This is a genomic window from Pseudonocardia xinjiangensis (assembly GCF_050948425.1).
Classification (GTDB): domain Bacteria; phylum Actinomycetota; class Actinomycetes; order Mycobacteriales; family Pseudonocardiaceae; genus Pseudonocardia; species Pseudonocardia xinjiangensis.
In genome coordinates this window covers 727,781-751,833 of sequence record NZ_CP192009.1, presented here as the reverse complement: position 1 = coordinate 751,833, position 24,053 = coordinate 727,781, and the positions used below count along the sequence as shown (strand labels likewise).

27 protein-coding genes and 1 tRNA gene are annotated in these 24,053 nt (G+C 73.3%); 10 read left to right on the top strand and 18 right to left on the bottom strand.

The genetic code is table 11. From position 1 onward, the window contains the following. Positions 1–186 precede the first annotated feature (186 nt). The 3 genes from ACQPZA_RS03730 to ACQPZA_RS03720 are packed head-to-tail and all read right to left on the bottom strand — an operon-like array spanning position 187 to position 3,459. Positions 187–1,071, bottom strand: a complete 885-nt coding sequence (locus ACQPZA_RS03730) for a TatD family hydrolase (RefSeq protein ID WP_433278391.1) — start codon at positions 1,069–1,071, stop codon at positions 187–189. Continuing rightward, positions 1,068–2,861, bottom strand: a complete 1,794-nt coding sequence (gene metG / locus ACQPZA_RS03725) for a methionine--tRNA ligase (RefSeq protein WP_433278389.1) — start codon at positions 2,859–2,861, stop codon at positions 1,068–1,070. Before metG ends, ACQPZA_RS03730 begins: the two co-directional genes overlap by 4 nt. A 43-nt stretch (positions 2,862–2,904) precedes the next feature. Continuing rightward, positions 2,905–3,459 carry a Uma2 family endonuclease gene (locus tag ACQPZA_RS03720; RefSeq protein WP_433278387.1) on the bottom strand — a complete coding sequence of 185 codons (555 nt, stop codon included), beginning with the start codon at positions 3,457–3,459 and terminating at the stop codon, positions 2,905–2,907. A 39-nt stretch (positions 3,460–3,498) separates the two neighbouring features. On the opposite strand from ACQPZA_RS03720, the gene ACQPZA_RS03715 reads away from it, so the two are divergent. Both ACQPZA_RS03715 and ACQPZA_RS03710 read left to right on the top strand, forming a co-directional pair. Beyond that, positions 3,499–3,975, top strand: coding sequence for a cation:proton antiporter regulatory subunit (locus tag ACQPZA_RS03715; protein WP_169399094.1), 477 nt, complete (start codon positions 3,499–3,501; stop codon positions 3,973–3,975). 6 nt (positions 3,976–3,981) lie between these two features. After that, on the top strand, positions 3,982–5,178 hold the full coding sequence (locus tag ACQPZA_RS03710) for a cation:proton antiporter (protein ID WP_169399093.1): 1,197 nt from the start codon (positions 3,982–3,984) through the stop codon (positions 5,176–5,178). Positions 5,179–5,269: 91 nt separating this feature from the next. Here the strand turns inward: ACQPZA_RS03710 and ACQPZA_RS03705 are convergent, their stop codons facing one another. The 4 genes from ACQPZA_RS03705 to rsmI all read right to left on the bottom strand — a co-directional run bounded on the left by ACQPZA_RS03705 (position 5,270) and on the right by rsmI (position 9,517). Beyond that, positions 5,270–5,872 (bottom strand): hypothetical protein, encoded by a 603-nt coding sequence (locus tag ACQPZA_RS03705; protein ID WP_433278384.1) that lies wholly within the window; start codon positions 5,870–5,872, stop codon positions 5,270–5,272. Next, positions 5,865–7,481 (bottom strand): extracellular solute-binding protein, encoded by a 1,617-nt coding sequence (locus ACQPZA_RS03700; protein ID WP_433278382.1) that lies wholly within the window; start codon positions 7,479–7,481, stop codon positions 5,865–5,867. The genes ACQPZA_RS03705 and ACQPZA_RS03700 overlap by 8 nt, the downstream gene beginning before the upstream one ends. Then, positions 7,478–8,581: a hypothetical protein gene (locus ACQPZA_RS03695; protein ID WP_433278380.1), complete on the bottom strand. Its 1,104-nt coding sequence runs from the start codon at positions 8,579–8,581 to the stop codon at positions 7,478–7,480. Before ACQPZA_RS03695 ends, ACQPZA_RS03700 begins: the two co-directional genes overlap by 4 nt. Before the next feature lie 84 nt (positions 8,582–8,665). Then, positions 8,666–9,517 carry a 16S rRNA (cytidine(1402)-2'-O)-methyltransferase gene (gene rsmI, locus ACQPZA_RS03690; RefSeq protein WP_433278378.1) on the bottom strand — a complete coding sequence of 284 codons (852 nt, stop codon included), beginning with the start codon at positions 9,515–9,517 and terminating at the stop codon, positions 8,666–8,668. 105 nt (positions 9,518–9,622) lie between these two features. On the opposite strand from rsmI, the gene ACQPZA_RS03685 reads away from it, so the two are divergent. Continuing rightward, positions 9,623–11,158 carry a dolichyl-phosphate-mannose--protein mannosyltransferase gene (locus ACQPZA_RS03685; RefSeq protein ID WP_433282666.1) on the top strand — a complete coding sequence of 512 codons (1,536 nt, stop codon included), beginning with the start codon at positions 9,623–9,625 and terminating at the stop codon, positions 11,156–11,158. A 7-nt stretch (positions 11,159–11,165) separates the two neighbouring features. Here the strand turns inward: ACQPZA_RS03685 and ACQPZA_RS03680 are convergent, their stop codons facing one another. Next, positions 11,166–12,062 carry an EamA family transporter gene (locus tag ACQPZA_RS03680; RefSeq protein WP_433278375.1) on the bottom strand — a complete coding sequence of 299 codons (897 nt, stop codon included), beginning with the start codon at positions 12,060–12,062 and terminating at the stop codon, positions 11,166–11,168. A 109-nt stretch (positions 12,063–12,171) separates the two neighbouring features. On the opposite strand from ACQPZA_RS03680, the gene ACQPZA_RS03675 reads away from it, so the two are divergent. Next, positions 12,172–12,807: a helix-turn-helix domain-containing protein gene (locus ACQPZA_RS03675; protein WP_211174978.1), complete on the top strand. Its 636-nt coding sequence runs from the start codon at positions 12,172–12,174 to the stop codon at positions 12,805–12,807. On the opposite strand, the gene ACQPZA_RS03670 is transcribed toward ACQPZA_RS03675, so the two are convergent. From ACQPZA_RS03670 to ACQPZA_RS03645, 6 genes are all read right to left on the bottom strand, one after another. After that, positions 12,808–13,377 (bottom strand): hypothetical protein, encoded by a 570-nt coding sequence (locus ACQPZA_RS03670; RefSeq protein ID WP_169399088.1) that lies wholly within the window; start codon positions 13,375–13,377, stop codon positions 12,808–12,810. Between the two features lie 128 nt (positions 13,378–13,505). Continuing rightward, a tRNA-Ala gene (locus ACQPZA_RS03665) sits at positions 13,506–13,578 on the bottom strand. Positions 13,579–13,621: 43 nt separating this feature from the next. Beyond that, positions 13,622–14,614 carry a gephyrin-like molybdotransferase receptor GlpR gene (locus tag ACQPZA_RS03660; RefSeq protein ID WP_433278372.1) on the bottom strand — a complete coding sequence of 331 codons (993 nt, stop codon included), beginning with the start codon at positions 14,612–14,614 and terminating at the stop codon, positions 13,622–13,624. Positions 14,615–14,823: 209 nt separating this feature from the next. After that, positions 14,824–15,489, bottom strand: coding sequence for a GNAT family N-acetyltransferase (locus ACQPZA_RS03655; protein WP_433278370.1), 666 nt, complete (start codon positions 15,487–15,489; stop codon positions 14,824–14,826). A gap of 7 nt (positions 15,490–15,496) precedes the next feature. Then, on the bottom strand, positions 15,497–16,723 hold the full coding sequence (glp, locus tag ACQPZA_RS03650; protein WP_169396056.1) for a molybdotransferase-like divisome protein Glp: 1,227 nt from the start codon (positions 16,721–16,723) through the stop codon (positions 15,497–15,499). A 6-nt stretch (positions 16,724–16,729) separates the two neighbouring features. After that, complete coding sequence (locus ACQPZA_RS03645) at positions 16,730–17,644, bottom strand: UTP--glucose-1-phosphate uridylyltransferase (RefSeq protein WP_433278368.1); 915 nt, start codon at positions 17,642–17,644, stop codon at positions 16,730–16,732. A gap of 36 nt (positions 17,645–17,680) precedes the next feature. Between ACQPZA_RS03645 and ACQPZA_RS03640 the strand changes: the two genes are divergently transcribed. The 4 genes from ACQPZA_RS03640 to mscL all read left to right on the top strand — a co-directional run bounded on the left by ACQPZA_RS03640 (position 17,681) and on the right by mscL (position 19,873). Continuing rightward, entirely contained in the window at positions 17,681–18,313 is a 633-nt protein-coding gene (locus tag ACQPZA_RS03640) for a 5-formyltetrahydrofolate cyclo-ligase (RefSeq protein WP_433278367.1), read from the top strand. Between the two features lie 70 nt (positions 18,314–18,383). Further along, entirely contained in the window at positions 18,384–18,725 is a 342-nt protein-coding gene (locus ACQPZA_RS03635; protein ID WP_433278365.1) for an FmdB family zinc ribbon protein, read from the top strand. Between the two features lie 109 nt (positions 18,726–18,834). Beyond that, positions 18,835–19,473: an SAF domain-containing protein gene (locus tag ACQPZA_RS03630; protein ID WP_433278363.1), complete on the top strand. Its 639-nt coding sequence runs from the start codon at positions 18,835–18,837 to the stop codon at positions 19,471–19,473. A 1-nt stretch (position 19,474) separates the two neighbouring features. Beyond that, positions 19,475–19,873, top strand: coding sequence for a large conductance mechanosensitive channel protein MscL (gene mscL / locus ACQPZA_RS03625; protein ID WP_433278361.1), 399 nt, complete (start codon positions 19,475–19,477; stop codon positions 19,871–19,873). Positions 19,874–19,882: 9 nt separating this feature from the next. Here the strand turns inward: mscL and ACQPZA_RS03620 are convergent, their stop codons facing one another. Beyond that, positions 19,883–20,044 (bottom strand): hypothetical protein, encoded by a 162-nt coding sequence (locus ACQPZA_RS03620; RefSeq protein WP_246266316.1) that lies wholly within the window; start codon positions 20,042–20,044, stop codon positions 19,883–19,885. Positions 20,045–20,080: 36 nt separating this feature from the next. Between ACQPZA_RS03620 and ACQPZA_RS03615 the strand changes: the two genes are divergently transcribed. Next, a complete protein-coding gene (locus tag ACQPZA_RS03615; protein ID WP_433278359.1) occupies positions 20,081–20,563 on the top strand; it encodes an Rv0909 family putative TA system antitoxin in 483 nt (160 codons plus the stop codon). A gap of 33 nt (positions 20,564–20,596) precedes the next feature. Here the strand turns inward: ACQPZA_RS03615 and ACQPZA_RS03610 are convergent, their stop codons facing one another. Beyond that, complete coding sequence (locus ACQPZA_RS03610) at positions 20,597–21,085, bottom strand: MogA/MoaB family molybdenum cofactor biosynthesis protein (protein WP_407692205.1); 489 nt, start codon at positions 21,083–21,085, stop codon at positions 20,597–20,599. Between the two features lie 121 nt (positions 21,086–21,206). Here ACQPZA_RS03610 and ACQPZA_RS03605 point away from each other — a divergent pair, with 121 nt between their 5' ends. Next, positions 21,207–22,271, top strand: a complete 1,065-nt coding sequence (locus tag ACQPZA_RS03605; protein ID WP_433278357.1) for an NAD-dependent epimerase/dehydratase family protein — start codon at positions 21,207–21,209, stop codon at positions 22,269–22,271. Between the two features lie 25 nt (positions 22,272–22,296). On the opposite strand, the gene ACQPZA_RS03600 is transcribed toward ACQPZA_RS03605, so the two are convergent. Both ACQPZA_RS03600 and ACQPZA_RS03595 read right to left on the bottom strand, forming a co-directional pair. Continuing rightward, the gene (locus ACQPZA_RS03600) at positions 22,297–23,322 is read right to left on the bottom strand and encodes a sensor histidine kinase (RefSeq protein WP_169396065.1); all 1,026 of its coding nucleotides are present in this window, start codon (positions 23,320–23,322) and stop codon (positions 22,297–22,299) included. Beyond that, positions 23,319–24,026 carry a response regulator transcription factor gene (locus tag ACQPZA_RS03595; protein ID WP_433278355.1) on the bottom strand — a complete coding sequence of 236 codons (708 nt, stop codon included), beginning with the start codon at positions 24,024–24,026 and terminating at the stop codon, positions 23,319–23,321. The genes ACQPZA_RS03600 and ACQPZA_RS03595 overlap by 4 nt, the downstream gene beginning before the upstream one ends. Between the last annotated feature and the right edge of the window lie 27 nt (positions 24,027–24,053).

The window sequence follows — 24,053 nt, the reverse complement described above, 5'->3', positions numbered from 1 at the left end:
CGGGCAGGGGAGGAATCACCGGTCACGGTGGCCCGGAGGCATGGATCAGGGGGAGCGCCCCGGACCACCGTGACCGCTGTGCTGGGGAGCGTTCCCCACCCCGGCTTTAGCGATCACGGAACCGTAACGGGCGGTCACGGTCGATGGCTCACCGAAATGACTTGCCAGCGCCGAATGGCCCGCTGCCTACGCCGAACGAGCACCGTCCGTGCCGCCCGTCCACGGGTGCGCAGCAGGTGGCACGTCGGCGAGGCCGAAGATCCGTTCGGCGTTACGCCGAGCGCTCGTGGCGAGCCGCTCGTCCGTGACCCCGCGCAACGCCGCGAGACCGCGCACGGTCCACGGGAGGCAGTACGGCTCGTTGGCCCGGCCGCGGTGGGGGTGCGGGGTGAGGAACGGGGCATCGGTCTCCACGAGCAGCTGCTCCTCGGGCACGACGACCGCCGCTTCCTGCAGGTCACGGGCGTTGCGGAAGGTCACAGGGCCGGCGAACGACAGGACGTACCCGGCCGCCGCGCACTCCTGCGCCATCGCCGCGTCGCCGGAGAAGCAGTGGAACACGACGGTCTCCGGCGGCCCCTCCTCGCGCAGGATCCGCAGCACGTCCTCGTGGGCGTCCCGGTCGTGGATCATCAGCGGCTTGCCGATCCGCTTGGCGAGGTCGATGTGCCGCCGGAACCACTCCTGCTGCGCGGCGGGCGGGGAGTGGTCCCAGTAGTAGTCGAGGCCCGTCTCCCCCACGGCGACCACCCGCGGGTCGCCGGCGAGGCGCTCGATCTCCGCGAACCACTCCTCCGGCACGGCGGCCGTCCGGGTCGGGTGCAGGGCGACCGCGGCGGTCACCCGCTCGTCCCAGTGCGCCGCCTGCACCGCCCAGCGCGCGGACGCGAGGTCATCGGCGATCGTGACGGCGCGCGTGACGCCGACGGCGGCGGCCCGGTCCATCGCCGCCACCACGTCGGCGGCGTCCTCGCACCCGCAGGCGTCGAGGTGGGTGTGCGCGTCGACGGTCGGAGCGGGCAGCGGCTCGGGGGCGGGCGGCCGCTCGCGCCGCCCGTGCGCGCCGCTCACTTCAGGATCGGCGCCCACTCGGGGCCGGTCTCACCCAGCTCGGGGTCGAGCTTGGTGAAGATCGGCGTGGGCTTGGCCAGCGGGCGGCCCACCTCGATCGGCACCGACTGCCAGCGCGCCTGCTCGCGGGTGTAGTCGCCGGTGAGGATCGGGTTGATCCGGCCCGGGATGTCCAGGTCGGGGACGTCCAGCAGCTCCGGCTGGGCGGCCCACACCCCGGTGCCGCCCAGCGCCTCGTGCACCTTCTGCGCCGAGTGCGGCAGGAACGGCGTGAGCAGCGTGTTGGCGTCCTGCACGACCTGCAGTGCGGTGTGCAGCACGGCGTCGCGCCGGTCCGGGTCGTCCTTGAGCTTCCACGGCTCCTGCTCCGACAGGTAGCGGTTGGCCGCGGAGACCACCCGCATCGCCTCGCTGATCCCGGCCCGGAACCGCGAACGGCGCAGATGCGCGCCCACGGTGTCGAAGGCGGCCTTCGACAGCGCAAGCAGTTCGGCGTCGGCCGCCGCCGGCCGGGTGGGCGCGGGGATCGCGCCGTTGTTCTTGTGCGCCATCGAGATCGACCGGTTGACGAGGTTGCCCCACTCGTTGGCCAGCTCGAAGTTGACCCGGCGGACGAACTCGTCCCACGTGAAGTCGACGTCCTGGGTCTCCGGCCCGGCCGCCGAGATGAAGTACCGCAGGCTGTCGGGACCGAAGTCGCGCAGGACGTCGCCGAGGTAGATCACGGTGCCCCGCGAGGTGGAGAACTTCGAACCGCTCATCGTGAGGAACTCGCTCGAGGCGATCTCCGTGGGCAGGTCGAGCACGCCGTAGGGCCCGGGCTCGCCGCCGTGGTCGCCCTGGCCGTTGTGGCCGAGCAGCAGAGCGGGCCAGATCTGGGCGTGGAACGTGATGTTGTCCTTGCCCATGAAGTAGACGTGCTCGGCGTCGGGGTCGTTCCACCACGCCTTCCACGCGTCGGCGTCGCCGGTGCGCCGGGCCCACTCCACGCTGGCGGAGAAGTAGCCGATCACCGCGTCGAACCACACGTAGAACTTCTTGAGCGGCTGGTCACGCCAGCCGTCGAGCGGGATCTTCACACCCCAGTCGAGGTCCCGGGTGATCGGCCGCGGCCTCATGTCGTCGACGAGGTTCCTGGTGAAGTTCAGGACGTTGGGGCGCCACCCCGTCTTCGTGGACAGCCACTTGCCGAGGGCCTCGGTGAACGCGGGCAGGTCGAGGAACAGGTGCTCGGTCTCGACGAACGCCGGCACCTCGCCGTTGATCCGCGACCGCGGGTTGATCAGCTCGGCGGCGTCGAGCTGGTTGCCGCAGTTGTCGCACTGGTCGCCCCGGGCCTGGGGGTAACCGCAGATGGGGCAGGTGCCCTCGACGTAGCGGTCGGGCAGGGTGCGTCCGGTGGACGGGCTGATCGCGCCGGTGGTGGTCCTCGGGACGATGTAGCCGTTGCGGTGCAGCGCCAGGAAGATCTGCTGCACGACGTCGGCGTGGTTGCCCGTGGTGGTGCGCGTGTAGAGGTCGTAGGTGACGCCGAGCCCGCGCAGGTCCTCCGCGATGACGCGGTGGTACTTGTCCACGGTCTGCTGCGGCGTCAGGCCCTCCTTCTCGGCCTGCACCAGGATCGGGGTGCCGTGCTCGTCGCTGCCGGAGACCATGAGAACCCGGTTGCCGACCATCCGCTGGTAGCGCGAGAAGACGTCGGAGGGCACACCGATACCGGAGACGTGGCCGATGTGCCGGGGGCCGTTGGCGTAGGGCCAGGCCACGGCGGTCAGCACGGGGGAACTCATGGGTCAAGACTAGGCCCAGCGCGCCACCGGGTTCCGCGGGCGCTCAGACCGTGGCCGAGCCCCCGGACCAGGAGATCTCCAGCTTCCCGTCGACGGTGCGCAGGACGATCCCGAGCACCTCGCTCGTGAGCTCGCCCTCGGCACCGGGCTGTACGGGGACGAGCCGGCCGCCGAGGGCCCGGAACAGCTCCACCCGCCGCTCGTGGGGGTGGGCGACGATCATCTCGCGGACCCCGACGCGTCCATAGAAGTCGATCTTGTCGTAGGTCTCGTCGTCCTCGGAGCGGATCTCGAGCACGAGGTCGGCGCCCTCCACCCCTCGCTCGGAGAAATGTTCGGGGCGGAAGAAGACGAGGTCAGGTACCCGGTAGTCGGTGGCGGTGCGGAAGAGCCCCGTCTCGTACTGGGCCCGCAGACCCCGTGCCAACGCGACCGGGCCGACGAGCATCAGGAAGGTGGCCCCGAAATGCTGGTGAGCGCCACCCGGGGGCGGAACCATGTGCAGTACCCCGTCCCACATCTCGTCGCGCACGTCGTGACCCAACCGGCGGCGCTCATCGAGCATCGCCTGGGGCGCGTCGAGCATGAGGACCCGCATGTGCCCAGGGTAGCGATCCCTTCCATTACCGTGGACAGGGTGAACGTTGAGGTCACGCCCCTGCCCGGAATCGGTGTGCGCAAGGAGTTCGCGATCCGCGGCGGCAGACGGATCGGCGTGGTCACGCACCGGGACGGAAGGATCGAGCTGATCATCTCCAAGTCGGACGACCCCGACGCCTGCCTCGCGGAACTGCCGCTCACCGTCGACGAGGCCGGCGCCCTGGCCAACCTGCTCGGTGCCCCGCAGCTCGTCGCCCAGCTCACCGAGGAGCACCGCGACCTGCCCGGCATCCACACCCGCCAGATCCCCGTCGGCCCCCCGTTCGACGGGCGCACGCTGGGCGACACGGCCCTGCGCACCCGCACCGGCGTCTCCGTCGTCGCCGTGATGCGCGCCGGGCAGGTGCACCCGAGCCCCACCCCGGACTTCACCCTGACCGCCGGAGACCTCATGGTCACGGTCGGCACGTCGGAGGGGCTCGACAACGCTGTCAAGATCCTCAAGCGGGGCTGACCGCGGGTGGACCACACCGCGCTGGAACTGATCGAACTCGGGGCCGTCTTCTTCGGACTGGGACTGCTGGGCCGCCTCGCCGGGCGGATCGGGCTGTCCCCCATCCCGCTCTACCTGCTCGGCGGGCTCTTCTTCGGCGCAGGCGGGCTCGTCCCGCTCAGCGGTATCGAAGGCTTCACCAGCCTCGCGGGCGAGGTCGGCGTGGTGCTCCTGCTCCTGCTGCTCGGGCTGGAGTACTCCGCAGCCGAGCTCGTCACCGGCCTGCGCCGGTCCTGGACGGCCGGGATCCTCGACATCGTCCTCAACGCCGCGCCGGGGGCGGCCGTGGCGCTCGCGCTGGGCTGGGGGCCGGTCGGGGCGCTGGTGCTGGCCGGCGTCACCTACATCTCGTCGTCGGGGATCGTCGCGAAGGTCCTCTCGGACCTGGGCCGGCTGGGCAACCGCGAAACGCCCGTGGTGCTGTCGATCCTCGTGTTCGAGGACCTCGTGATGGCGCTCTACCTGCCGATCCTCACCGCGGTGCTGATCGGTGTGAGCCTCGTCGGCGGCCTGACCGCGGTCGGGATCTCGGTCGCGGTGCTCGCCGTCGTGCTCGTGGTGGCGCTGCGCTACGGACGGTTCGTGTCCGCACTCGTCGACTCCCCCGACCGTGAGGTCTTCCTGCTCAAGGTGCTCGGTGCCGCGCTGCTGGTGGCCGGTTTCGCCTCCGCGATGCAGGTCTCGGCAGCCGTCGGAGCGTTCCTGCTGGGCATCGCGATCTCCGGCTCCACGGCGGAGAACGCCACCAAGCTGCTGGAGCCGCTGCGCGACCTGTTCGCCGCGGTGTTCTTCGTGGTGTTCGGGCTCAACACCGACCCGGCGTCGATCCCGCCGGTGCTCGGCTGGGCGGTCGTCCTCGCGGTGTCCACCACGCTGACGAAGCTCGCCACGGGGTGGTGGGCAGCGCGCCGGGTGGGCATCGGGTCACTGGGCCGGGCCCGCGCCGGGGCGGCGCTGGTGGCGCGCGGGGAGTTCTCGATCGTCATCGCCGGGCTGGCCGTCGGCTACGCGGCGGTTGACGAACGCCTCGCCGCCCTCGCCACCACGTACGTGCTGCTCATGGCGGTGATCGGACCGGTGGCCGCCCGCGTGGTGGAGCCGGCGGTGCGCTGGACACGCGCGAAGCGCCCGTCCACCGCGCCGGCCCCCTCGGCCGGCAACTGACCCCGAGCCTCCGCGACATGGTCACCTGACGCGGATTCGTCGGCCTTTCACCAGCGATACGTGACCATGTCGCGGTGAGGGCGGTCGCCCGTCACGGTTCTCCGTGACGGCGGCGCAACTCGCGTGTCAGGTCTTCCGCGCGCTGGACGTGAATGTCCGGGACCTCGGCCGCGAGGCGGTCGGCCGCCGCCGCGATCAGGTGGAGCTGGGCCACGAACTCCCCGGCTGCCCGCTCCGCCGACGTCGACGGCGTGCGGCCCAGGTAGGTGTCCAGGCACATCGGCAGGTCCACCCGCACGATCTCGGCCGCCAGTGCGAGCCGCTCGGGAGCGGCCGCCCGGTCGGCGGGCCGATCGCCCACCTCGTCGAGCCGGTCGAGCACGAGCCCCATGACCTGGACGATCCGTCGGACGGCGGGGACCGTGCCCGCCGGAAGGGCCTCGGACCGTGGCGTGATGCGGGTGAGGAGGGCCGCGGCGTCGTAGCGCAGCGCGTCGGTCAACCGGGGTGACGCGGCCGGGTCGGCGGGCCCGACCAGCGCGCCCACCCCGTACAGCCCGACCGCCACGACCGGCCAGACGTCCCCGATCACGCCGGCGAGGTGCAGCCCCACACCGGCCAGCGCGCCGACCATCCCGGCGATGTTCTTCCGCGACACCAGGTAGCGGCGCGCGCCACCCGCACGGTCAGACATACCCGCGAATCTCCTGGAAGACCTCCGCCAGCGGCACCGTGCGCGCGTCGAAGGTCCGGCCGCCGGTCAGCTCCGCGACCTCCTCCATCTCCGCCGTGCTGCTCTCGCCGAAGAGCACGCAGAACACCGGAACGCCACGCAGCTGCGCAGGGAGGGAGCCGACGTAGGCGCGGAACGCTGCGATGTCGGCGCCGCTCGTGTTCTCGCCGTCGGTCATCAGCACGATCGAGGTGAACCGGTCGGGGTCGGCGGCGATCTGTCGCTCCGCCAGCCGGTACGCGCTCTCCAGGCTGTCGTAGATCGCCGTGTCGCCGCCTGCCTGCAGCGCCGCGCCCGCGTCCGCGATCTGCTGCCGGTCCGGGCCCGGGTCGTCCTCGGCAACGGTGAACGTCTGCGGGTTGCCCGCGAGGCTGTTGAACGGCAGCAGCGTCACCTCCTCGCGGCCCCGGAACCGGCGGTACTGCGCGGTGAGGGACGGGTCGGCCCCGGCCAGGCCCGCGAGCGAGCGCCGCAGCGCACCGATGCGGTCCTCGCGCTCCATGGAGCCCGACGTGTCGAGGACGTAGACGGTGCGCGACGGGCGCCGCAGCTTGTCGAAGTAGCTCGTGAGCAGCGCGTCGACCACGTCGGCCTGTCCGGGGAACGGCAGCTCCACGAGCGCCGACGACGGCGCTGGAGCGACGCCCGGCACGGCGGGCCTGCGGTGCGTGCGATTCGCGATCGTGCGTTGGACATCCGGCGTGCGCAGGTACTCGGTCAGCCGTCGGTACGCGTCCCGCACCTCCTCGGAGGCCCCGGCGAGCACGGTGAACGGGTAGTCGGCCGTGATGACCCCGTCGGCCGGGTAGATCAGCTCGAGGGGCTCGGGGAGGTCGCCCGCTGCGTTCATCGCCAGCAGCACCGACTCGTAGTTGATCAGCCCGTCCACCGGCTCCCCCGGATCGGCACCGGTGGCGCGGCGGACGTAGGCGTCCTGGAGGAAGCCGGACGACCCGGCGGCGAGCGTCTGGGCGGCGAAGAAGTCCCGCAGCGCCGGAGCAGTCGACGCCGCCTGCGGGGCGGTGAGCGCCGAACCGGCCCCGACCAGCGCCGTCGCCACGGCCACGACGGCCGAGAACCCCGAGTTCGACGCAGACGGGTCGGTCATGCCGTAGGTGAACTGCTCGGCACCGGCAGCAGCGGCGATCTCCGCCCAGGTCACCGGCCGCCCCACCCAGCCGAGGCGCTCGGCCACCGAGCGCCGCAGACCGAGCACCACGGGCGAGGACATGACGTCGGTGGCCGTGCCGAGCCGGGCCTGCGCCTCGGGCTGCAACGCCAGGTAGCGGTTGGAGGAGAACCAGATCGCGTCGTGGCCGGCCGCCGCCGCTCCGGACACCACGGCCTCCGCCCCGTCCAGCGTGCCGACCGGGTCGAGCGCGACGCGCACGCCCGTGGCTGCGGCCGCCTCGTCGAGCACCGGGCCGAGGTCCGCGAGCTCGCTCCCGGCGAGTACCCGCAGCGTCACCGGCTCGCCCGACGGTCCGGCCCCCGGGCCGGCCGGGCTCCCGCTCGTGCAGCCGGCCAGCAGGGCGACCACCACAGCGCCCGCCACGGTCAGCCGCCTCACGGGGTGCACCCGAGGCTCGTCAACATCCCCTCCAATGTGTCGTACGACGGCGGCTCCACCACGTCGACGAGCGTGGGGGGCTCCGGCAGACCGCGGTTCCGCACCGCCTCGGCGAACGCCCTGGGGTCGATGGGGCGGAAGCCGTGCTCAGCGGCCAGTGCGATGAGCTGCGCGTCGGTGGTGAGCAACGAGCCGACCCGGTCGCCCTCGGGCGTGAGGGGCACGAGCGTGTGCCGCGAGAAGATCGTCGGCCTCGGGTAGAGCAGGCGCGCGTCGGCGGGGAGCACCGGGTCCGGCGACAGCGCCTCCGCCAGGTACTGCGCCTCGTACACCAGCGCCATCGGGACTCGGCCCATCCCGGCCGACAGGTAGTCCTCGAAGAGCACTTCGGTCGACGGCGGCAGGTAGCCCTGGTCGCGGAACAGCGGCTGGACCGCGGGCACCACCGCCGCTGCCGCGGCCGGGTCGGCGACCACGGAGTCCGCGTTGGCGGCGTAGGAGGCGATCCCGAGGTACATGGCGGCGGAGTTGGACTGGCACGGCGCCGTCGTCGACAGCAGCACGTTCTTGCGCGCCGGGAAGGCCGTGTTGCCCGGCAGCTGGTCCCACCGGGTGCCCGCGGCTGCGAGGGCCAGGAAGCGGTGCACGTCGAACGCCGAGGTCCCCGGCGCGACGACGCCCGCCTGTGTGAGAACGTCGACGATCGGGGTGAACGTGGCCACCGCCATCGGCGAGGAGAACGGGGCGTACGTACGCGCGGCCGGGCGCTCGGCCAGCAGTTTGTCCGCCGCCGGGGAGCTGGAGGGGAACGCGAAGTCGTAGTCGTCGAGCCGGACGGTGGTGGCGATCTGGCGCGAACCCGCGGGGTCGACGCGGACATCGAGCCCGTTGGAGCGGAACACGTCGCGCACGCGCTGGTCGGCGAAGAACGCCAGCTTCTCCGATCCGATCACGCCGGTGACGACGATCGGGGCCGCCGGTTGCGGCTGGTCGCCGCCGATGTCGCGGATCACGACGAACCCGACCACTCCCAGCAGGGCGAGCGCGAGCAGCCAGCTGAGAACCCGCCTGCCGGAGCGCCGGCCGCTCGGAGCGGTCATGGTGTGATGATCTCGTTCGAGTCTGAACGCACAGTGAACGCGAGGCCCCGAATCGGGCGCCATGGACAGTGCGGACAGCCGGCTTCAGGAGCGGGCGGCGAGGGCGGCCTCGTAGAGGTCCCGCTTGGGCACGCCTGCCGCCTGCGCCACCACCGCCACCGCGTCCTTGAGCCGCTCGCCGTCGGCCACCCGCTCCTCGACGGCTCCCACCAGCGACTCGACGGGCGGCGCGGCGGAGGGCGCGGCGCCGGCCAGCACGACCGTGATCTCCCCGCGCACGGGTCCCTCGGCCGCCCACTCCGCGAGCTCGGAGAGCGGGCCGCGGAGCACCTCCTCGTAGGTCTTGGTCAGCTCCCGGCAGACGGCGGCGCCGCGCTCGGGCCCCAGCACGTCGACCGCGTCGGCGAGCGTCTCGGCCAGCCGGTGCGGCGACTCGAAGAACACGATCGCCCTCGGCTCCGTGAGCAGCGTGGTGAGCCACCTCCGGCGTTCGCCGGCGCGCCGGGGCGCGAAGCCCTCGAAGCAGAACCGCTCGCAGGGCAGGCCGGAGAGCACCAGCGCCGTGGTCACCGCGGACGGCCCGGGCAGGCACGTGACGGGCAGCCCTTCGGCCGCCGCCGCCGCGACCAGCCGGTAGCCGGGGTCGGACACCGCGGGCATCCCCGCGTCGGTCACCACCAGCACGGTGCGTCCGGCGCGGACGTCGTCGAGCAGCCCGGGCAGGCGGGCGGCCTCCACCGCGTCGTAGTGGCTCAGCACCCGGCCCGACACCGTCACACCGAGCGCTGCGGCGAGCGAACGCAGGCGCCGGGTGTCCTCGGCGGCCACCACGTCGGCCGTGGCAAGCGCGGTCAGCAGGCGCGCCGACGCGTCCCCGGCGTCACCCAACGGGGTGGCCGCGAGCACGAGACGGCCGGACACCGGGTCAGCAGACATGGCTGGCAGCCTACGATCGGCGACGTGGCCACCCGCAGCGACGACCGCTCGCGAGCTGGCACAGCCACCCGAGCCACCGCCGACGCCCCCACGGGCAACCGGCCGATCGGCGACGCCCCCGCGCCCGGCCTGCACCCGGCCGACCCGGCGGTCCGGCTGGGCGCGCCCCCACCGACCGACCGGCTCCGCGGCTGGATCGTCGCGATCACCCTGGCGCTCGTCGCCGGGGCGGTGCGGTTCGCCGGGCTGGGCCGCCCCACCGACGGCGGCACCCCCGTCTTCGACGAGAAGCACTACGTGCCGCAGGCCTGGCAGATGCTGCGCAACGGCGGCGTCGAGGACAACCCCGGGTACGAGCTTGTGGTGCACCCGCCGCTGGGCAAGCAGCTCATCGCGCTCGGGGAGTTCTTCTTCGGCTACGACGGGTTCGGCTGGCGCGCGGCCGCGGCACTGGCCGGCACGCTGATGGTGCTGCTGATCGTGCGGGTCGGGCGCAGGCTCACCCGCTCCACGCTGCTCGGTGGTATCGCCGGGGTGCTGCTGATCTGCGACGGGCTGTCGCACGTGCAGTCGCGGATGGGCATGCTCGACGTGTTCTCGGCCCTGTTCGTGCTGGCGGCGTTCACCACGCTCGTGCGCGACCGCGACGACGTGCGGGCCCGGCTGGCGATCGTGATCACCGAGGGCCGGATGCACGACTCCCCGTACGGTCCACGGCTGGGCGTGCGGTGGTGGCGCTTCGCCACCGGCGTGCTGCTCGGGCTGGGGTGCGCGGTCAAGTGGTCGGGCGTGTACTGGCTCGCGGCCTTCGCCGTGCTCGCCGTGTTCTGGGACCTCGCGGCCCGGCGCGCCGCAGGCGTCGAGCGGCCGTGGCTGGGCACGCTGCGGCGCGACCTCGCGCCCGCGCTCTGGGCGCTGGCCCTGATCCCGGTTGTGGCCTACCTGGCGGCGTGGTGGGCGTGGTTCGGCAGCGAGACCTCCATAGACCGGTACGCCGTCGGCGTGAAGGTGGGGACCGGCGGACCCTGGTCGTTCGTCCCCGACGCGCTGCGCGGGCTCTGGTACTACAGCGGCAAGGTGCTGGAGTTCCACACCGGCCTCACCACCCAGGCCAGCGGCGTGCACCCGTGGGAGTCCAAGCCGTGGACCTGGCCGATGGGCCTGCGTCCGATGCTCTACTACTACTCCTCGGGCAGCCAGATCACGGGCTGCGGCGCCTCGTCGTGCATCAGCGCGGTGATGCTGATCGGCACGCCCGCGTTGTGGTGGCCGTCGCTCGGGGTGTTCGCGTGGTCGCTGTGGCGCATCTTCACCGGCTTCGACTGGCGCTACTGCGCCGTGGTGGTGGGCTACGCGGCCGGCATCCTGCCGTGGTTCGCCGACATCAACCGCCAGATGTACTTCTTCTACATGACCCCCGTCGTCCCGTTCCTGATCCTCGGCACGGCGCTGGTGATGGGCGAGATCCTGGGCAGGTCGAACGCGTCGCGCGAGCGCCGCCAGACGGGCCTGCTGGTCGTCGGCCTGTGGGTGGGCGGGGTCGTCGCCAACTTCATCTGGCTGTGGCCGATCCTGGTCGGCGAGCCGATCACCGCGGAGATGTGGGACGCGCAGCTGTGGCTGCCGTCCTGGCGCGCCTGACCGACGGTCATGCCACCGCGAGCAGCACGCTCGCCCCGAGCGCGAGCGCGGCGCTCACCAGCTGCATCACGGTGAGCCGTTCGCGGAGCACCACGCGCGCCAGCAGCACGACCACCACCGGGTAGAGCGACACCACCACGGCGCTCACGGCCAGGTCGCCGAGCCGCGCGGAGAGCAGGAACAGCACATTGGCAGCGCTGTCGAAGACACCACTGACGATCATCCAGCGCGCGGGCAACGGCGCGGGCGCCTGCTCGGTCACCGGCCGGGCCGCGCCGACCGTCTGGCGGAGCCGGACGACCGGGCGGACGCCCGGGCGCAGCGGCAGCCGGTGCCGCAGCACCAGCGCGCCCACGACCATCACGGAGACGACCCGGCCCGCGAGCAGCGGCCAGAGCCCGGAGTCGTCCGGTGTCGACCCGAGGCCGACGAAGAACAGGCCGAAGCCGACGCCGGCGGCGAGCCCGAGCAGGATGCCCGTGGTCGCCGCGGCGTCCCGCCGGGTGCCCGCGGTGGCCATCAGGATGGCCACCAGCGCCACGACGATCGCCACCACCGTGAGCGTCCCGAGGCGCTCCCCGGTCAGCACGCCGACCGCGAGCGGGAGTCCGGCGCCGACCACCGAGGACAGCGGCGCGACCACGCCCATCGGGCCGACCGCGAGCGCGCGGAGGTAGAGCAGCAACCCGCTGGTCCCGCCGATGGCGGCCAGCACACCCAGGCCGATCGCGGCGGCCGACGGGTGCCCGGGCAGCAGCCACGCCGCCGGCAGCAGGGTCAGCAGCCCGGCGGCCTGCGCCACCAGCGTCACGACGAGGACGGGAGCGCGCCGGGCGGCGAGCCCGCCGGCGAAGTCGGCCACGCCGTAGGAGAGCGCCGCCGGGAGCGCGACAGGGACGGACATCGGACCTCAGTTCAGTAGAACGTACCCATCAGGTCAACACACTGGACGGTAGTTCGAGAATGCGAGAAGTACAATTAACTATCCGACGCAGTACGGCATACTGACCGGCGTGCAGTCTCCCGAGGACGTGGCCACCACGGTCGGCCGCAACGTCCGCTCCCTGCGCCAGCAGCGGCGGATGACCATCGACGCGCTCGCCGCCGCGGCGGGCGTCAGCCGGGGCACGGTGATCCAGATCGAGACGGCCCGGGGCAACCCGAGCATCGCCACCCTGGTCGGGCTGGCCGCGGCGTTGCGGGTCGGGGTGGCCTCGCTCGTCGATGGGGACGCCGAGCCGCGGGTCGTCGTCCGCCGCGGGGCAGAGGCGGCCCGGCTGTGGAGCAGCGCCGCGGGCAGCAACGCCGTCTTCCGGATCGGCACCGACCCACCCGACGTGGTCGAACTGTGGGACTGGACGCTGCAGCCCGGCGACGGCTTCGACGGCGAGGCACACCCGATGGGCACCCGCGAGGTCCTCTCGGTGTTCTCCGGCCGCCTGACCGTGCGCGTCGGCAGCACCGTCCAGCACCTGGAGGCGGGCGACTCCGTCCTCTTCCAGGCCCACGCCCCGCACCGCTACAGCAACGAGGCGCCTGCTGGCTCCGGCGCCGCCCCCGTGCGGTTCGTCATGGTCGTCCTGCAACCCGGCGATGCCGGCCTCGTCCCGCCCACGAGCATCGCGGAGGCCGAGATCCCACTCCCGTGATCAGCAGCCGTCGGCCCGCAACGGCCGGTGCACCGGGTCGACGGCGAGCGTCACCCCTTCCACCTCCGAGCGGTACATGCACCCGCCGGCGGTGCGCACCTCGACGGTGTCGGAGTCGACGAACCGGACGTCGGCGGGCGCCGGCGCCTCCTCGACCCCCTGGTAGACGATCGACTCCTGCTCGAACGGCCCACTGCCGGCGCGGATCACCACGGCGTAGATGGGGTCGATGGCGTAGGGCGCCCCCTCCACCACCACCAGGCGCCGGCCACCGTCGGCCACCTCGGACACCGTCTGGTCGATCCCCGCCACCTGCGACGCCGTCCACACCACCGTCGCCCAGCCGAGTACGGCGATCGCACCCACCGCCAGCACGAGCACGCGCGCCAGGCCACGGCGGACGGCCACGGCGAACGCCGAGGTGAGCAGCAGCAGCGCGAGCAGCACCAGCCCCGCCGTGAACCATCGCGCATGGCGCAGGTGGAACGGATCGGCGACCGCCAGCGCGGCGAGCCCACCCACGATCAGGGCGAGCACGGCAAGGATGACGGTACGGCGGAATCTCGGCACCGGATGATTCTCCCGGACGGCACCCGAGGGCCTCCTCGCAGATGCCGCGCCGTGCGCGCAGGGCTGGTCAGCCACCCCGCCGACGCAGAGAACCCGGCAGCTTCCGCTGCCGGGTTCGGTCGACTCGGTGGAGCTGAGGGGAATCGAACCCCTGACCTACTCGATGCGAACGAGTCGCGCTACCAACTGCGCCACAGCCCCGTGTCCGCCGTCTCCGCCGGACGAAGAAAACCCTATCAGCCGGTCACTCCCCCGCCGCACGGCGGTAGTCGGGCCGGGTCGGCCCGGCGAGGTCGTGCAGCTCGAGATCGGCCTCGCTGGCATCGACCAGCGCCGTTCCCGCCGGGAGCGGCGGGGGCGGAGCGGGGCGCAGGCGGGGCAGCGCGGGTTCGCCCTCCACGGGGTCGGGGAGCGGGTCGGCCGCGTCGCCGTGGCGGCCCAGCGGTTCTCCCGCCCCGCGCACCCGCTCCGAGCCCGGTCCGTCCGCGTCGGGCCCGGGATCGATGTCGTCGGGATCGGACTCGTGGTGCTCGGTGTGGTAGCCGTCCTCGTCGTACCGGTCGTGCTCGTCGTCGTGCCGGTCGGGCGCCGGCCGCCGGATCGCCTCGCGCCCTCGGCGGGCCCACTCGTCCAGCTCGGGGTCGTCGGCGGACTGCGGGCGCCGGGTGCCCGCCATCCTCGCGGCCCGGCGCTCGCGGATCGCCTCCTCGAGACGCACCTGGCGGCGCAGGTAGACGAGGTACCCGATCAGCATGACGTCGACCACACCGTGCAGCCACCAGACCGTCGGCACGGAGATCGCGGCGACCACACCGGTGACGAGCGCGACGATCAGCATCGTGAGCACGACCCGCTGCCGGAACGCGTAACGGGCACGCGCGGCGAGGGCAGCGGCCTCGGGGTCGAACCCGCCCCGGCCGGGCCGGTACCGCGGGGGCGGCCGCTCCCACTCGCGGTCGTCGACGTACGCCTCGTCGTCCCGGTCCTCGTCGGCGTCCTCGTGGTCCGTCCGGGCGGTCGGGGTGTCCTCGTCCTCCACCTCGTCCACGTCGTCCACGTCCACCTCCAGTTCGCGGCTCACATCCGGACCGTGACGCTGCCGCGGCCGCTCGAGCACCCGCCCGGAGAGCGCTGCCACACTAGGGCGCGCCACCTCCTGGCGGGCTCGCGCGACAGCGGGCACGAGGATCAGCAACCAGAGCACAACCAGGCTCGCGAAGATCATCGAGCTCGGCACGGCTGCTTCCTCCCCACGGCGCAGTCCGGTAACGATCCCGGTCTCCCCAACCAAGATCGCTCCCCAACGTCCAACGGTAGTGAGGCGGAGCGGGGTACGGGCGGCGACGCGCCGTGGCGGCCGGGTTCACTCCTGTGCAGCAGGGTGTCCTTGTGACGGATGTGAACATTGTGAGGACATGAAGACCACGCGTTGGTCGCAGAGCGTGGTCAGACCCGTTCGGCCCGGCCGGAGGCGACCACCCGGGCCGTGAGGCCGCCCGGCCCGAGCTCCTCGATCGTCAGCGCGAAGCAGCAATGATCCCGCCAGGCGCCGTCGACGTCCAGATAGCGCTGGAAGAGGCCTTCCCTGCGGAACCCGAGCTTCGCCAGCACGCGGAGGCTCGCGACGTTCTCCGGCCGGACGGTGGCCTCCAGCCGGTGCAGGCCGACCCGGCTGAAGCAGTGGTCCACCACCTGCGCCACGGCGGCCGTGGTGACGCCGTGGCCCGCCACGGTGGAGTCGACCCAGTATCCGACGTAGGCCGAGAGCAGCGGCTCGCGCACGATGTTGCCGACCATCACCTGCCCGACGAACCGCCCGTCGAGCGTGATCGCGAACGGCAGCACGGCGCCTCGCCTGCCCGCCCCCCGCAGCTGCAGCCAGCGCGCCGGCCACTCGCTCACGGCGTGCCGTTGGGCCCAGCCCCCCGGCGTCGTCGGCTCCCACGGCGCGAGGTAGCCCTCGTCGCGGATCCGGATCTCCGACCACGTCCCGGCGTCGCGCAGCCGTACCGGTCGCAGCGCCACCACCCCGGCGGGGACCCGGAGGGCGCCGAACGACGCGGGCCAGCCGGGGTGGCGTCCGGTGATCGGAGCCGGGTAGGCATGCGCCATCGCAGGCTCAGGCCGGAGCCGGCAGGAACGCCACACTGACCACCTCGTCCACTGTGGCCTCGGTGATGTGCTCCGGCAAGATGATCAGCCCGTTGGCATCGGAGATCGACGACAACAGGTGCGTACCGGACGTGCCGAGCGGCTGAACGAGGTAGTCACCGGTGGCCTCCTCGCGCAGCAGCCTGCCGCGCAGGTACCCCCGGCGCCCCGCGACGGAGCTGACCGGTGAGGTGAGCCTGGCCGACAGCGTGCGCCGGTGCGGGTCGCTGCGACCGAGCGCCAGCCGCACCAGCGGACGCACCATCACCTCGAACAGGAGCAGGGCCGTGGCCGGGTACGAGGGGAACAGGAAGGTCGGCACGCCGTCCGGGCCGAGCCGCCCGAACCCCTGGGTGGACCCCGGGTGCATCGCGACGCGCGTGATGTCGAGGTCGCCGAGCCCGGCGAACGCGGCGTGCACCTCGGCGCCCGCTGCCCCGCCGACGGACCCGCACACGACGATCACGTCGCTGAACGGGAGCCTGCCCTGGATCGCGGTGCTGACGTCGCGGGCGTCGGCACGGACGAGACCGGCCCTCGCCGTCTCCGCTCCGGCCTCGCGGGCGGCGGCGGTGAGCGCATGGGAGCAGACGTCGGCCACCTGCCCGGCGCCGGGGGTGCGCGCCAGGTCCACCAGCTCGTCGCCCACGGAGATCACCGACACCCGCGGCTTCGGGTGGACGAGCACCTTGTCGCGGCCCGCCGCGGCGAGCATGGCCACCTGCGCCGCGCCGATCACCGAGTCGCGGCGCACCACCACGTCGCCGGGTTGCACGTCCTCACCGACCCGCCGGACGAACGCGGCCGACGGCACGCCCTGGTGCACCGACAGGCGGGCGCTGCCCGCGTCGGTGTACCCGATCGGGACGACGGCGTCGGCCAGCGTCGGCAGCGGCGCCCCGGCCGCCACCCGCACCGCCTGCCTCGGCTGCAGCCGCAGGGGCTGGCGCGACCCGGCCGGGATCTCCCCGACCACCGGCACCGAGACCGGGTCGTGCTCGGTGGCTCCGGCGAGGTCGACGCTGCGCACGGCGTAGCCGTCGATCGCCGCCTGGTCGAAGCCGGGCAACGGTCGCGCCGCCACGACCTCTTCCGCACACCGCAGCCCGTGCGCCTCGGAGATGGCCACCCGCACGGGAGCCGGCTTGACCGCGCTCGTCAGCACCCGCTCGAGCTGCTCGTCGACCGATCGCACGGGAGGTCAGCCGTTCAGGCGGCTGGTCAGCCAGGCGCGGAGGTCGGCACCGTAGTCCGGGTCGTCCAGGGCGAAGTCGACGAACGCCCGCGCGTAGCCGCCCGGGTTGCCCAGGTCGTGCCGGCCGCCGCGGTGCACCACCACGTGCACGGGGTGCCCCTCGGAGATCAACAGTGCGACCGCGTCGGTGAGCTGCAGCTCCCCGCCGGAACCGGGGGTGATGCGGTCCAGGGCGTCGAAGATTGCGCGGTCCAGCAGGTAGCGCCCGGCGGCGGCGTAGGTGGAGGGTGCCTCCTCGGGCTCGGGCTTCTCCACCATCCCGTGCACGCGCTTGACGTCGTCGTCGCCGGTGTCGGTCACCTCGAACACGCCGTACGCCGAGATCTGCTCGCGCGGGACGTCGAACGCGCAGAGCACGCTTCCGCCGTACTGCGCCCGCACCTCCGCCATCTTCGCGAGCACGCCCGTGGGCAGGACCAGGTCGTCGGGCAGCAGGACCGCGAAGGCCTCCTCGTCGGGGCCGATGGCGTCGCGCGCGCAGCCGACGGCGTGGCCGAGGCCCTTCGGCTCGTCCTGGGTGACCGTGCGCACAGCGATCAGCTCGTGGGCGCGGCGGACCTTCGCCACCAGCTTCTCCTTGCCCCGCGCGTGGAGCTCCTTCTCCAGCTCGGAGGAGTCGGCGAAGTGCGCGGCGACCGCGTCCTTGCCCGGGGAGATGACGATCAGCAGCTGCTCGGCTCCGGCCTCGGCGGCCTCGGCCGCCACCAGCTCGATGCCCGGCGTGTCGACGACGGGCAGCAGTTCCTTGGGCACGGTCTTGGTCGTGGGCAGAAACCGAGTGCCCAGACCCGCGGCCGGAACCACGGCCGAGCGGAACGGCAGCGCGGTCTGTGCCGAAGGGTCGGTCGTAGCCTCATCCATGGTCGGCGAGCCTATCGGCGCCGGTAGCGTGGCCGCGTGACGGCACGCGCGAATCGGACCGAACGGGCGGTCGTCGCGGAGAAGAACCGTTGGCGCACCCGCATCGTCGCGGCTCGCCGGGCTCTTCCGGCGGAGGTGCGCGCCGCCCGGGCGGTGGCGCTCGCCGAGGCGGCGGTGGGGCTCGCCGCGATCACGGGCGGCCCGGTCTGCGCGTACCTGCCGGTGGGTCTCGAACCCGGCTCGCCCGAGCTGGTGGCCGCCCTGCACGAGGCAGGCCACGAGGTGCTGCTCCCGGTGGTGCCCGCGGCGGCGGGACCGCTCGACTGGGCCCGGTACGACGGCGCGGAGAGCATCGCCGCCGGCCCGCTCGGGCTGCGGGAGCCGACCGGACCGCGGCGCGGGGTCGTCGCGATCGCCGCGGCCCGCCTGGTGCTGGTGCCGGCGCTGGCCGCGGACCGCAGCGGCCGCAGGCTCGGCCGGGGTGGCGGCTACTACGACCGCACGCTGCCGCTGGCGACCGCCGGGGTCCCGCTCGTGGTGGTGCTCAACGACGAGGAACTGGTGGCCGAGCTGCCCGCCGAACCGCACGACCGGCTGGTGACGGCAGCGCTCCTCGCCGACGCTGGTCACACTCCGCTCGGTGGGGCTCCTCTGGGGAACAGGGAGTGATCCGGGAGAGTTATGCTGGCACTCAGTGCGTTCGAGTGCCAGCTCGTCGAGTGCCAGTCCGGAGGGACACGTGCCGACCTACCAGTACGCCTGCACCGCCTGCGACCACCGGTTCGAGGCAGTGCAGTCCTTCAGCGACCCGTCGCTGACCGATTGCCCCGTGTGCACCGGGCGCCTTCGCAAGGTGTTCTCGTCCGTCGGGATCGTGTTCAAGGGCAGCGGCTTCTACCGCACCGACAGCCGGGCGGGCACCACCGCGTCCGAGTCGGCCAAGAGCGACACGAAGACCGAGACGAAGACCGAGGCCAAGTCCGAGTCCAACGGCTCCGGCGCGTCCAGCAGCAGCAGCAAGGAGAGCTCCTCGTCGAGCAGCTCGTCCTCCAGCAGCGCTCCGGCCGCCGCAGCCTCCTGACGCAGCCTTCTGACCGGTCCGGCCGGGTGGTTGTCCACATCCCGGTCCTGTTGTCCACAGGTCCGGTGATCGGCCGGGTCCGGCAGTGACGGCGCTCTAGCGTCGTGCCATGACCAGAGCCCGGCTCGCCCCGCGCCTGCATGATCGCCTGGGCGCATTGGCGGCCGGGCCGGGGTGGCGCAGGCTGGCCCTGCTCCGCCGCACCGCAGCGGCAGTGCTCGCCGCCGCTGCGCTCGTACTGGCGCTCGCGCCCCGCACCGGCGCGAGCGGCGTCCCGCTGGTGGTCACCACGGCCGACATCCCGGCCGGCAGCACGTTGCGGGCCGAGCACCTCGCCGTGCGCGAGTGGCCCGCCGGGCTCGCCCCCACAGGCTCGGTTCGCGACGTGTCGGACGCCGAGGGCCGCGTGCTCGTCGGGGGCGCCCGTCCGGGCGAGCCCCTCACCGACGTGCGGTTCGCCGGCGCGGGCATCGCCGCGGGTGGCGATCGCGGAGCGGCCGTGCCCGTCCGGCTGGCCGACGCCGGAGTTGCTGCGGTGCTCGTGCCGGGCAACCGCGTCGACGTCGTCACCGTCGGAGCGCACACCGACGAGCCGCTCGTGCTCGCCGCAGGCGCCACGGTGCTGGCCGTGCTGCCGGAGGACCGCGGATCCTCCGGGCGGCTGGTGCTCGTCGGCGCGCCACCGGGGCAGGCGGCGCGAGTGGCGGCCGCCTCGCTCACCGAACAGGTCGCCGTTACCCTCCGCTAGCGTGATCAAGGGTTTCAAGGACTTCGTCCTGCGCGGCAACGTCGTCGACCTTGCCGTTGCCGTGCTGATCGGCGCCGCGTTCGGCTCGATCGTCACCGCCTTCACCAGCGGCATCATCCAGCCGTTGATCAACGCGGTCACGCCACCGAGCAGCCCCGGCTTCGGGGTCCAGTTGGTCGGTGGCAAGGAGAGCACCTACATCGACTTCGCGGCCGTCCTCAGCGCGGCGCTCAACTTCCTCATCGTCGCCGCGGTGGTGTACTTCGTGATCGTCTACCCGCTCCGGGCCCTGCAGGAACGGCGCAGGCGCGGGATCGAGCCCGGGCCTGCCGCGCCCACCGACGTCGAGCTGCTCACCGAGATCCGCGACCTGCTCCGCGCCCAGCAGCGCAGCAGCTGAGAGCCGAGGTCAGTCCCGGTCGTGGTGCGGCGGCCGGTTGACGAGCAGTTCCTCGTCGGCGACCGCAGCAGCCGGCTCGTCGCGGTCGTCCCGCTCGTCGGCGGTGGTGGACGGCAGGACGTCCCCGAACACCTCGTCGAGCCTGCGTCGCGCCCGATCCGACATCTCCACCCCACCATCCTGCACCGGTGATGCCACCATGGGGGGATGGGACTCACGGAGAAGGCCAAGGAGTTCGCGGACGTCGCTCTGGAGAAGGCGGGGGTGTACTCGGAGAAGGCCGCCGTCAAGGCCGTCGAGCTCTCCGATGCGGCACGGGAGAAGGCGCCCGGCTATCTCGACCGCGCCGCCGACGCGGCGGGCCGGGCCGTCGACACCGCGGCCGCCAAGGTGGACAAGGCCACCGGCGGCCGCTACCACGAGAAGATCGAGGGCGTCACCGCGAAGGTGGGCGAGTCGCTCGACAGGCGGCCGGGCACCACAGCGCCCGGCACCACGGCGCCCGGAACCACCGCACCCGGAACCGGCGCCACCGAGCCGCCCGGCCCTGTGATCGTGCCGCCCGTGCCGGACGACGTCACCGGGCACACCGGCGGGCCGATCACGCCGGCGGCCACCAACCCGGAGGCCACCGACACCGACGGTCGCGGCACCGGTGGACCCGGCACCATCCCCGGCCCGACCGGCTGACCGCCGGTCGACGCTCCCGTTGCGCGGGCGCGCTCAACCGAGCCCGGACAGCTCCGAGATCACGTGTCCCACGAGCGGGGTGAGCGTGGCCATCCCGTCACGGACGGCCGCGCGTGACGGGGCGAGGTTCACCACGAGGGTGCTGCCCGACACGCCGACGAGCCCGCGCGACAGCCCCGCGTCCACCGCTCCCGCGGCGAGCCCGGAGGCGCGGATGGCCTCGGCGATGCCGGGGATCGGGCGGTCGAGCACGCCCGCGGTGGCATCGGCGGTGACGTCGCGCGGCGACACGCCGGTGCCTCCGACGGTGACCACCAGGTCGACCCCGCCGATCACCGCGGTGTTGAGCGCGTTGCGGATCGCCACCGGGTCTCCCGGCACGACCACCACCGCGTCGACCACGAGCTTGGCTTCCTCGAGCAGCTCGGTGACGAGCGGTCCGATGGCATCCTCACGTTCCCCGTGGCTCACCCGGTCGTCCACGATCACCACGAGAGCTCGACCGATCTGGGGCGGCGCCATCTCCATGGCGCTCACCGTAGCGGGACCCGCAGGAGCGCCCGGCCACCCCGTCTTCTTACCGACCGCGAACGGGGGGACGCACACGGCCGGGAGCGCGGCTCGAGCCACCTAGCATCGTCAGGTGCGCATCCTGATCACGGGCGGAGCCGGGTTCATCGGCTCGCACATCGCCGACCTGCTCGCCGCCGAGGGGCACGACATCGTCCTGCTCGACGCACTCCTCCCCCAGGCCCACGGCGGGTCGGAGGCACCGGAGTGGACGCGCGACCACGAGTTCGTCCGCGGTGACGTGCGCGACGACGCACTGCTGGCCCGCCTGCTGCCCGGCGTCGACGCCGTGTGCCACCAGGCGGCGATGGTCGGACACGGCGTCGACCCGTCGGATGCGCCTGCGTACGCCGGCCACAACGACTACGGCACCGCGGTGCTGCTCGCCGCCATGCACGAGGCCGGGATCGCCCGGCTGGTGCTGGCGGGGTCGATGGTGGTGTACGGCGAGGGGCACTACGAGTGTCCCGAACACGGGTCGGTGCGCCCCGGCCCCCGACGCAACGAGGATCTGGACGCCGGCCGGTACGAGCCCCCCTGCCCTCTGTGCGGGCGAGCGCTCGCACCCGGTCTCGTCCCCGAGGACGCCCCGCTCGACCCCCGCTCCACCTACGCGGCCACCAAGCTCGCCCAGGAGCATCTCGCCGCCGCGTGGGCCCGCCAGACCGGCGGCTCCGTCTGGTCGCTGCGCTACCACAACGTCTACGGGCCGCGGATGCCCCGCGACACCCCCTACGCGGGCGTCGCGTCGATCTTCCGGTCGGCGCTGGCGCGCGGGGAGGCACCCCGGGTGCTGGAGGACGGCCGCCAGCGCCGCGACTTCGTGCACGTGACCGACGTGGCCGCGGCCAACGCGCTGGCTCTCGGGCGGCCGGCGGCCGCCGGTGTGCTGGTGCCGGTCAACGTGTGCTCCGGCGAGCCGCACACCATCGGTGACCTGGCCAGGACGCTGTCCGCCGCCGTGGACGGTCCCCCGCCGGTCATCGCGGGGGGCAGCAGGCCCGGTGACGTCCGGCACGTCGTCGCCGACCCGGCCCGTGCCGGCGCCCTGCTGGGCTTCCGGGCCGCCGTGTCGTTCGACGACGGCGTGCGGGCGTTCGCCGCCGAGCCGCTGCGGCGCTCCGTCGCTCCTGCCTGACGCCGTCGGCGGGGGGCGGCCGCGGTCAGCGGCCGCCGCCCACCGACGCCAGCGGGAGCTGCACCTCGAACCGGCAGCCGGGGCCGTGGTTGTGGGCGTGGATCATCCCGTCGTGCGCCTGGACGAGCCCCCGGGCGATCGCGAGCCCGAGGCCACCACCGGACCGCTCTTCGGGTGTGCGGGCGGTGACGCCGCGGAAGGCGACGTCGAACACCCGCTCCAGGTCCTCCTCGGGGATGCCGCCGCAGGCGTCGTCGACGCGCAGCCAGGCCATGTCGCCGGTGACCCCGGCCGCCACGACGACGGCGCCGTCGGGAGGTGTGTGCCGGATCGCGTTGGACAGGAGGTTGCGCACCACGCGCGCCAGCTCGGGGTCGCTGCCCAGCACCACCGGCCACATGCCGTGCTCCTCGGCCCGCACGACGACGCCCTTGCGCGCCGCGGCCACCCCTTCGACGGCCACGGCCTCGGACACGACCTCCTGCAGCGGCACCGCCGACAGCGTCAGCTGCAGCGCACCGGAGGTGATCCGGGAGAGCTGGAACAGGTCGTCGACCATTCCGGACAGGCGCACGGTCTCCCCGCGGATCCGCCGGGCGTACTCGGCCACCTCGTCGGGCTCGGCCACGACCCCGTCGGCGAGCGCCTCGCTCATCGCCCGGATGCCGGCGAGCGGCGTGCGCAGGTCGTGGCTGATCCAGGCGACCAGCTCGCGGCGGGACGCCTCGGCGGCGCGTTCGGCGTCGCGGGCCTCGTGCAGCCACATGACGTCGCTGGCGATCCCCCGCCCGAGCATCATCGCCGCGGGCACCGTGACGACCGCGACCGCGCCGCACACGACGACGGCGCCGGCGAGCTGCGGGGTGTACATGAAGCCGCTGACCCCGATCACGCCGACCAGTGCGGCGAGCACCGGCACGAGCACCAGCACGGTGACCGCCGCCGTGATCGAGCGGCGGCGCATCCGGTGCAGCAGCAGCGCGCCGAGCGCGGCGACCGGCACGGAGAACGCCAGTGCCACCGGAACCACCGCGTGCAGCTGCTCCCTCATGCCGGTGTGTTCCCGTCGTAGCGGTAGCCGACCCCCCACACGGTGGCGATGCGCGTTGGCTTCGTCGGGTCGGTCTCGATCTTCTCCCGCAACCTGCGCACATGGACGGTGACGGTGGACTGGTCGCCGAAGTTCCAGCCCCAGACCTGCTCCAGCAGCTCAGCGCGGGTGAAGACCTGACCGGGCCTGCGCACCAGGAACGCCAGCAGGTCGAACTCCCGCACGGTGAGCGCCAGCGGGCGCTCACCGAGGGAGGCGCGCCTGCCCGCGACATCGACGCTCAGATCGCCGTCGACCACGAGCGCGGTGCCGCCCTCCCGCCCGGGAACCTCCCGGGACCTGCGCAGCACCGACGCCACCCGCAGCACCAGCTCGCGAGGGCTGAACGGCTTCGTCACGTAGTCGTCGGCGCCCAGTTCGAGGCCGAGGACACGGTCCTCCTCCTCGCCGAGCGCGGTGAGCATCACGATCGGCAGATCGGTGCGCTCCCGGCGCAGCCGGCGGCAGACCTCCAGGCCGCCGAGGCGGGGCAGCATGAGGTCGAGGATCACGACGTCGGGGACGCGGCCCGCCACGGCGCGCAGCGCCTGCTCGCCGTCGCCCGCCACCTCGATGCGATAGCCCGCGCGGTCGAGGTAGCGCGTCACCACGTCCCGCACTGTCACGTCGTCGTCGACGACCAGAGCCAACGGCTGGTCCGTCATCGCAGTCTCCGCACCTCACGAGGCTAA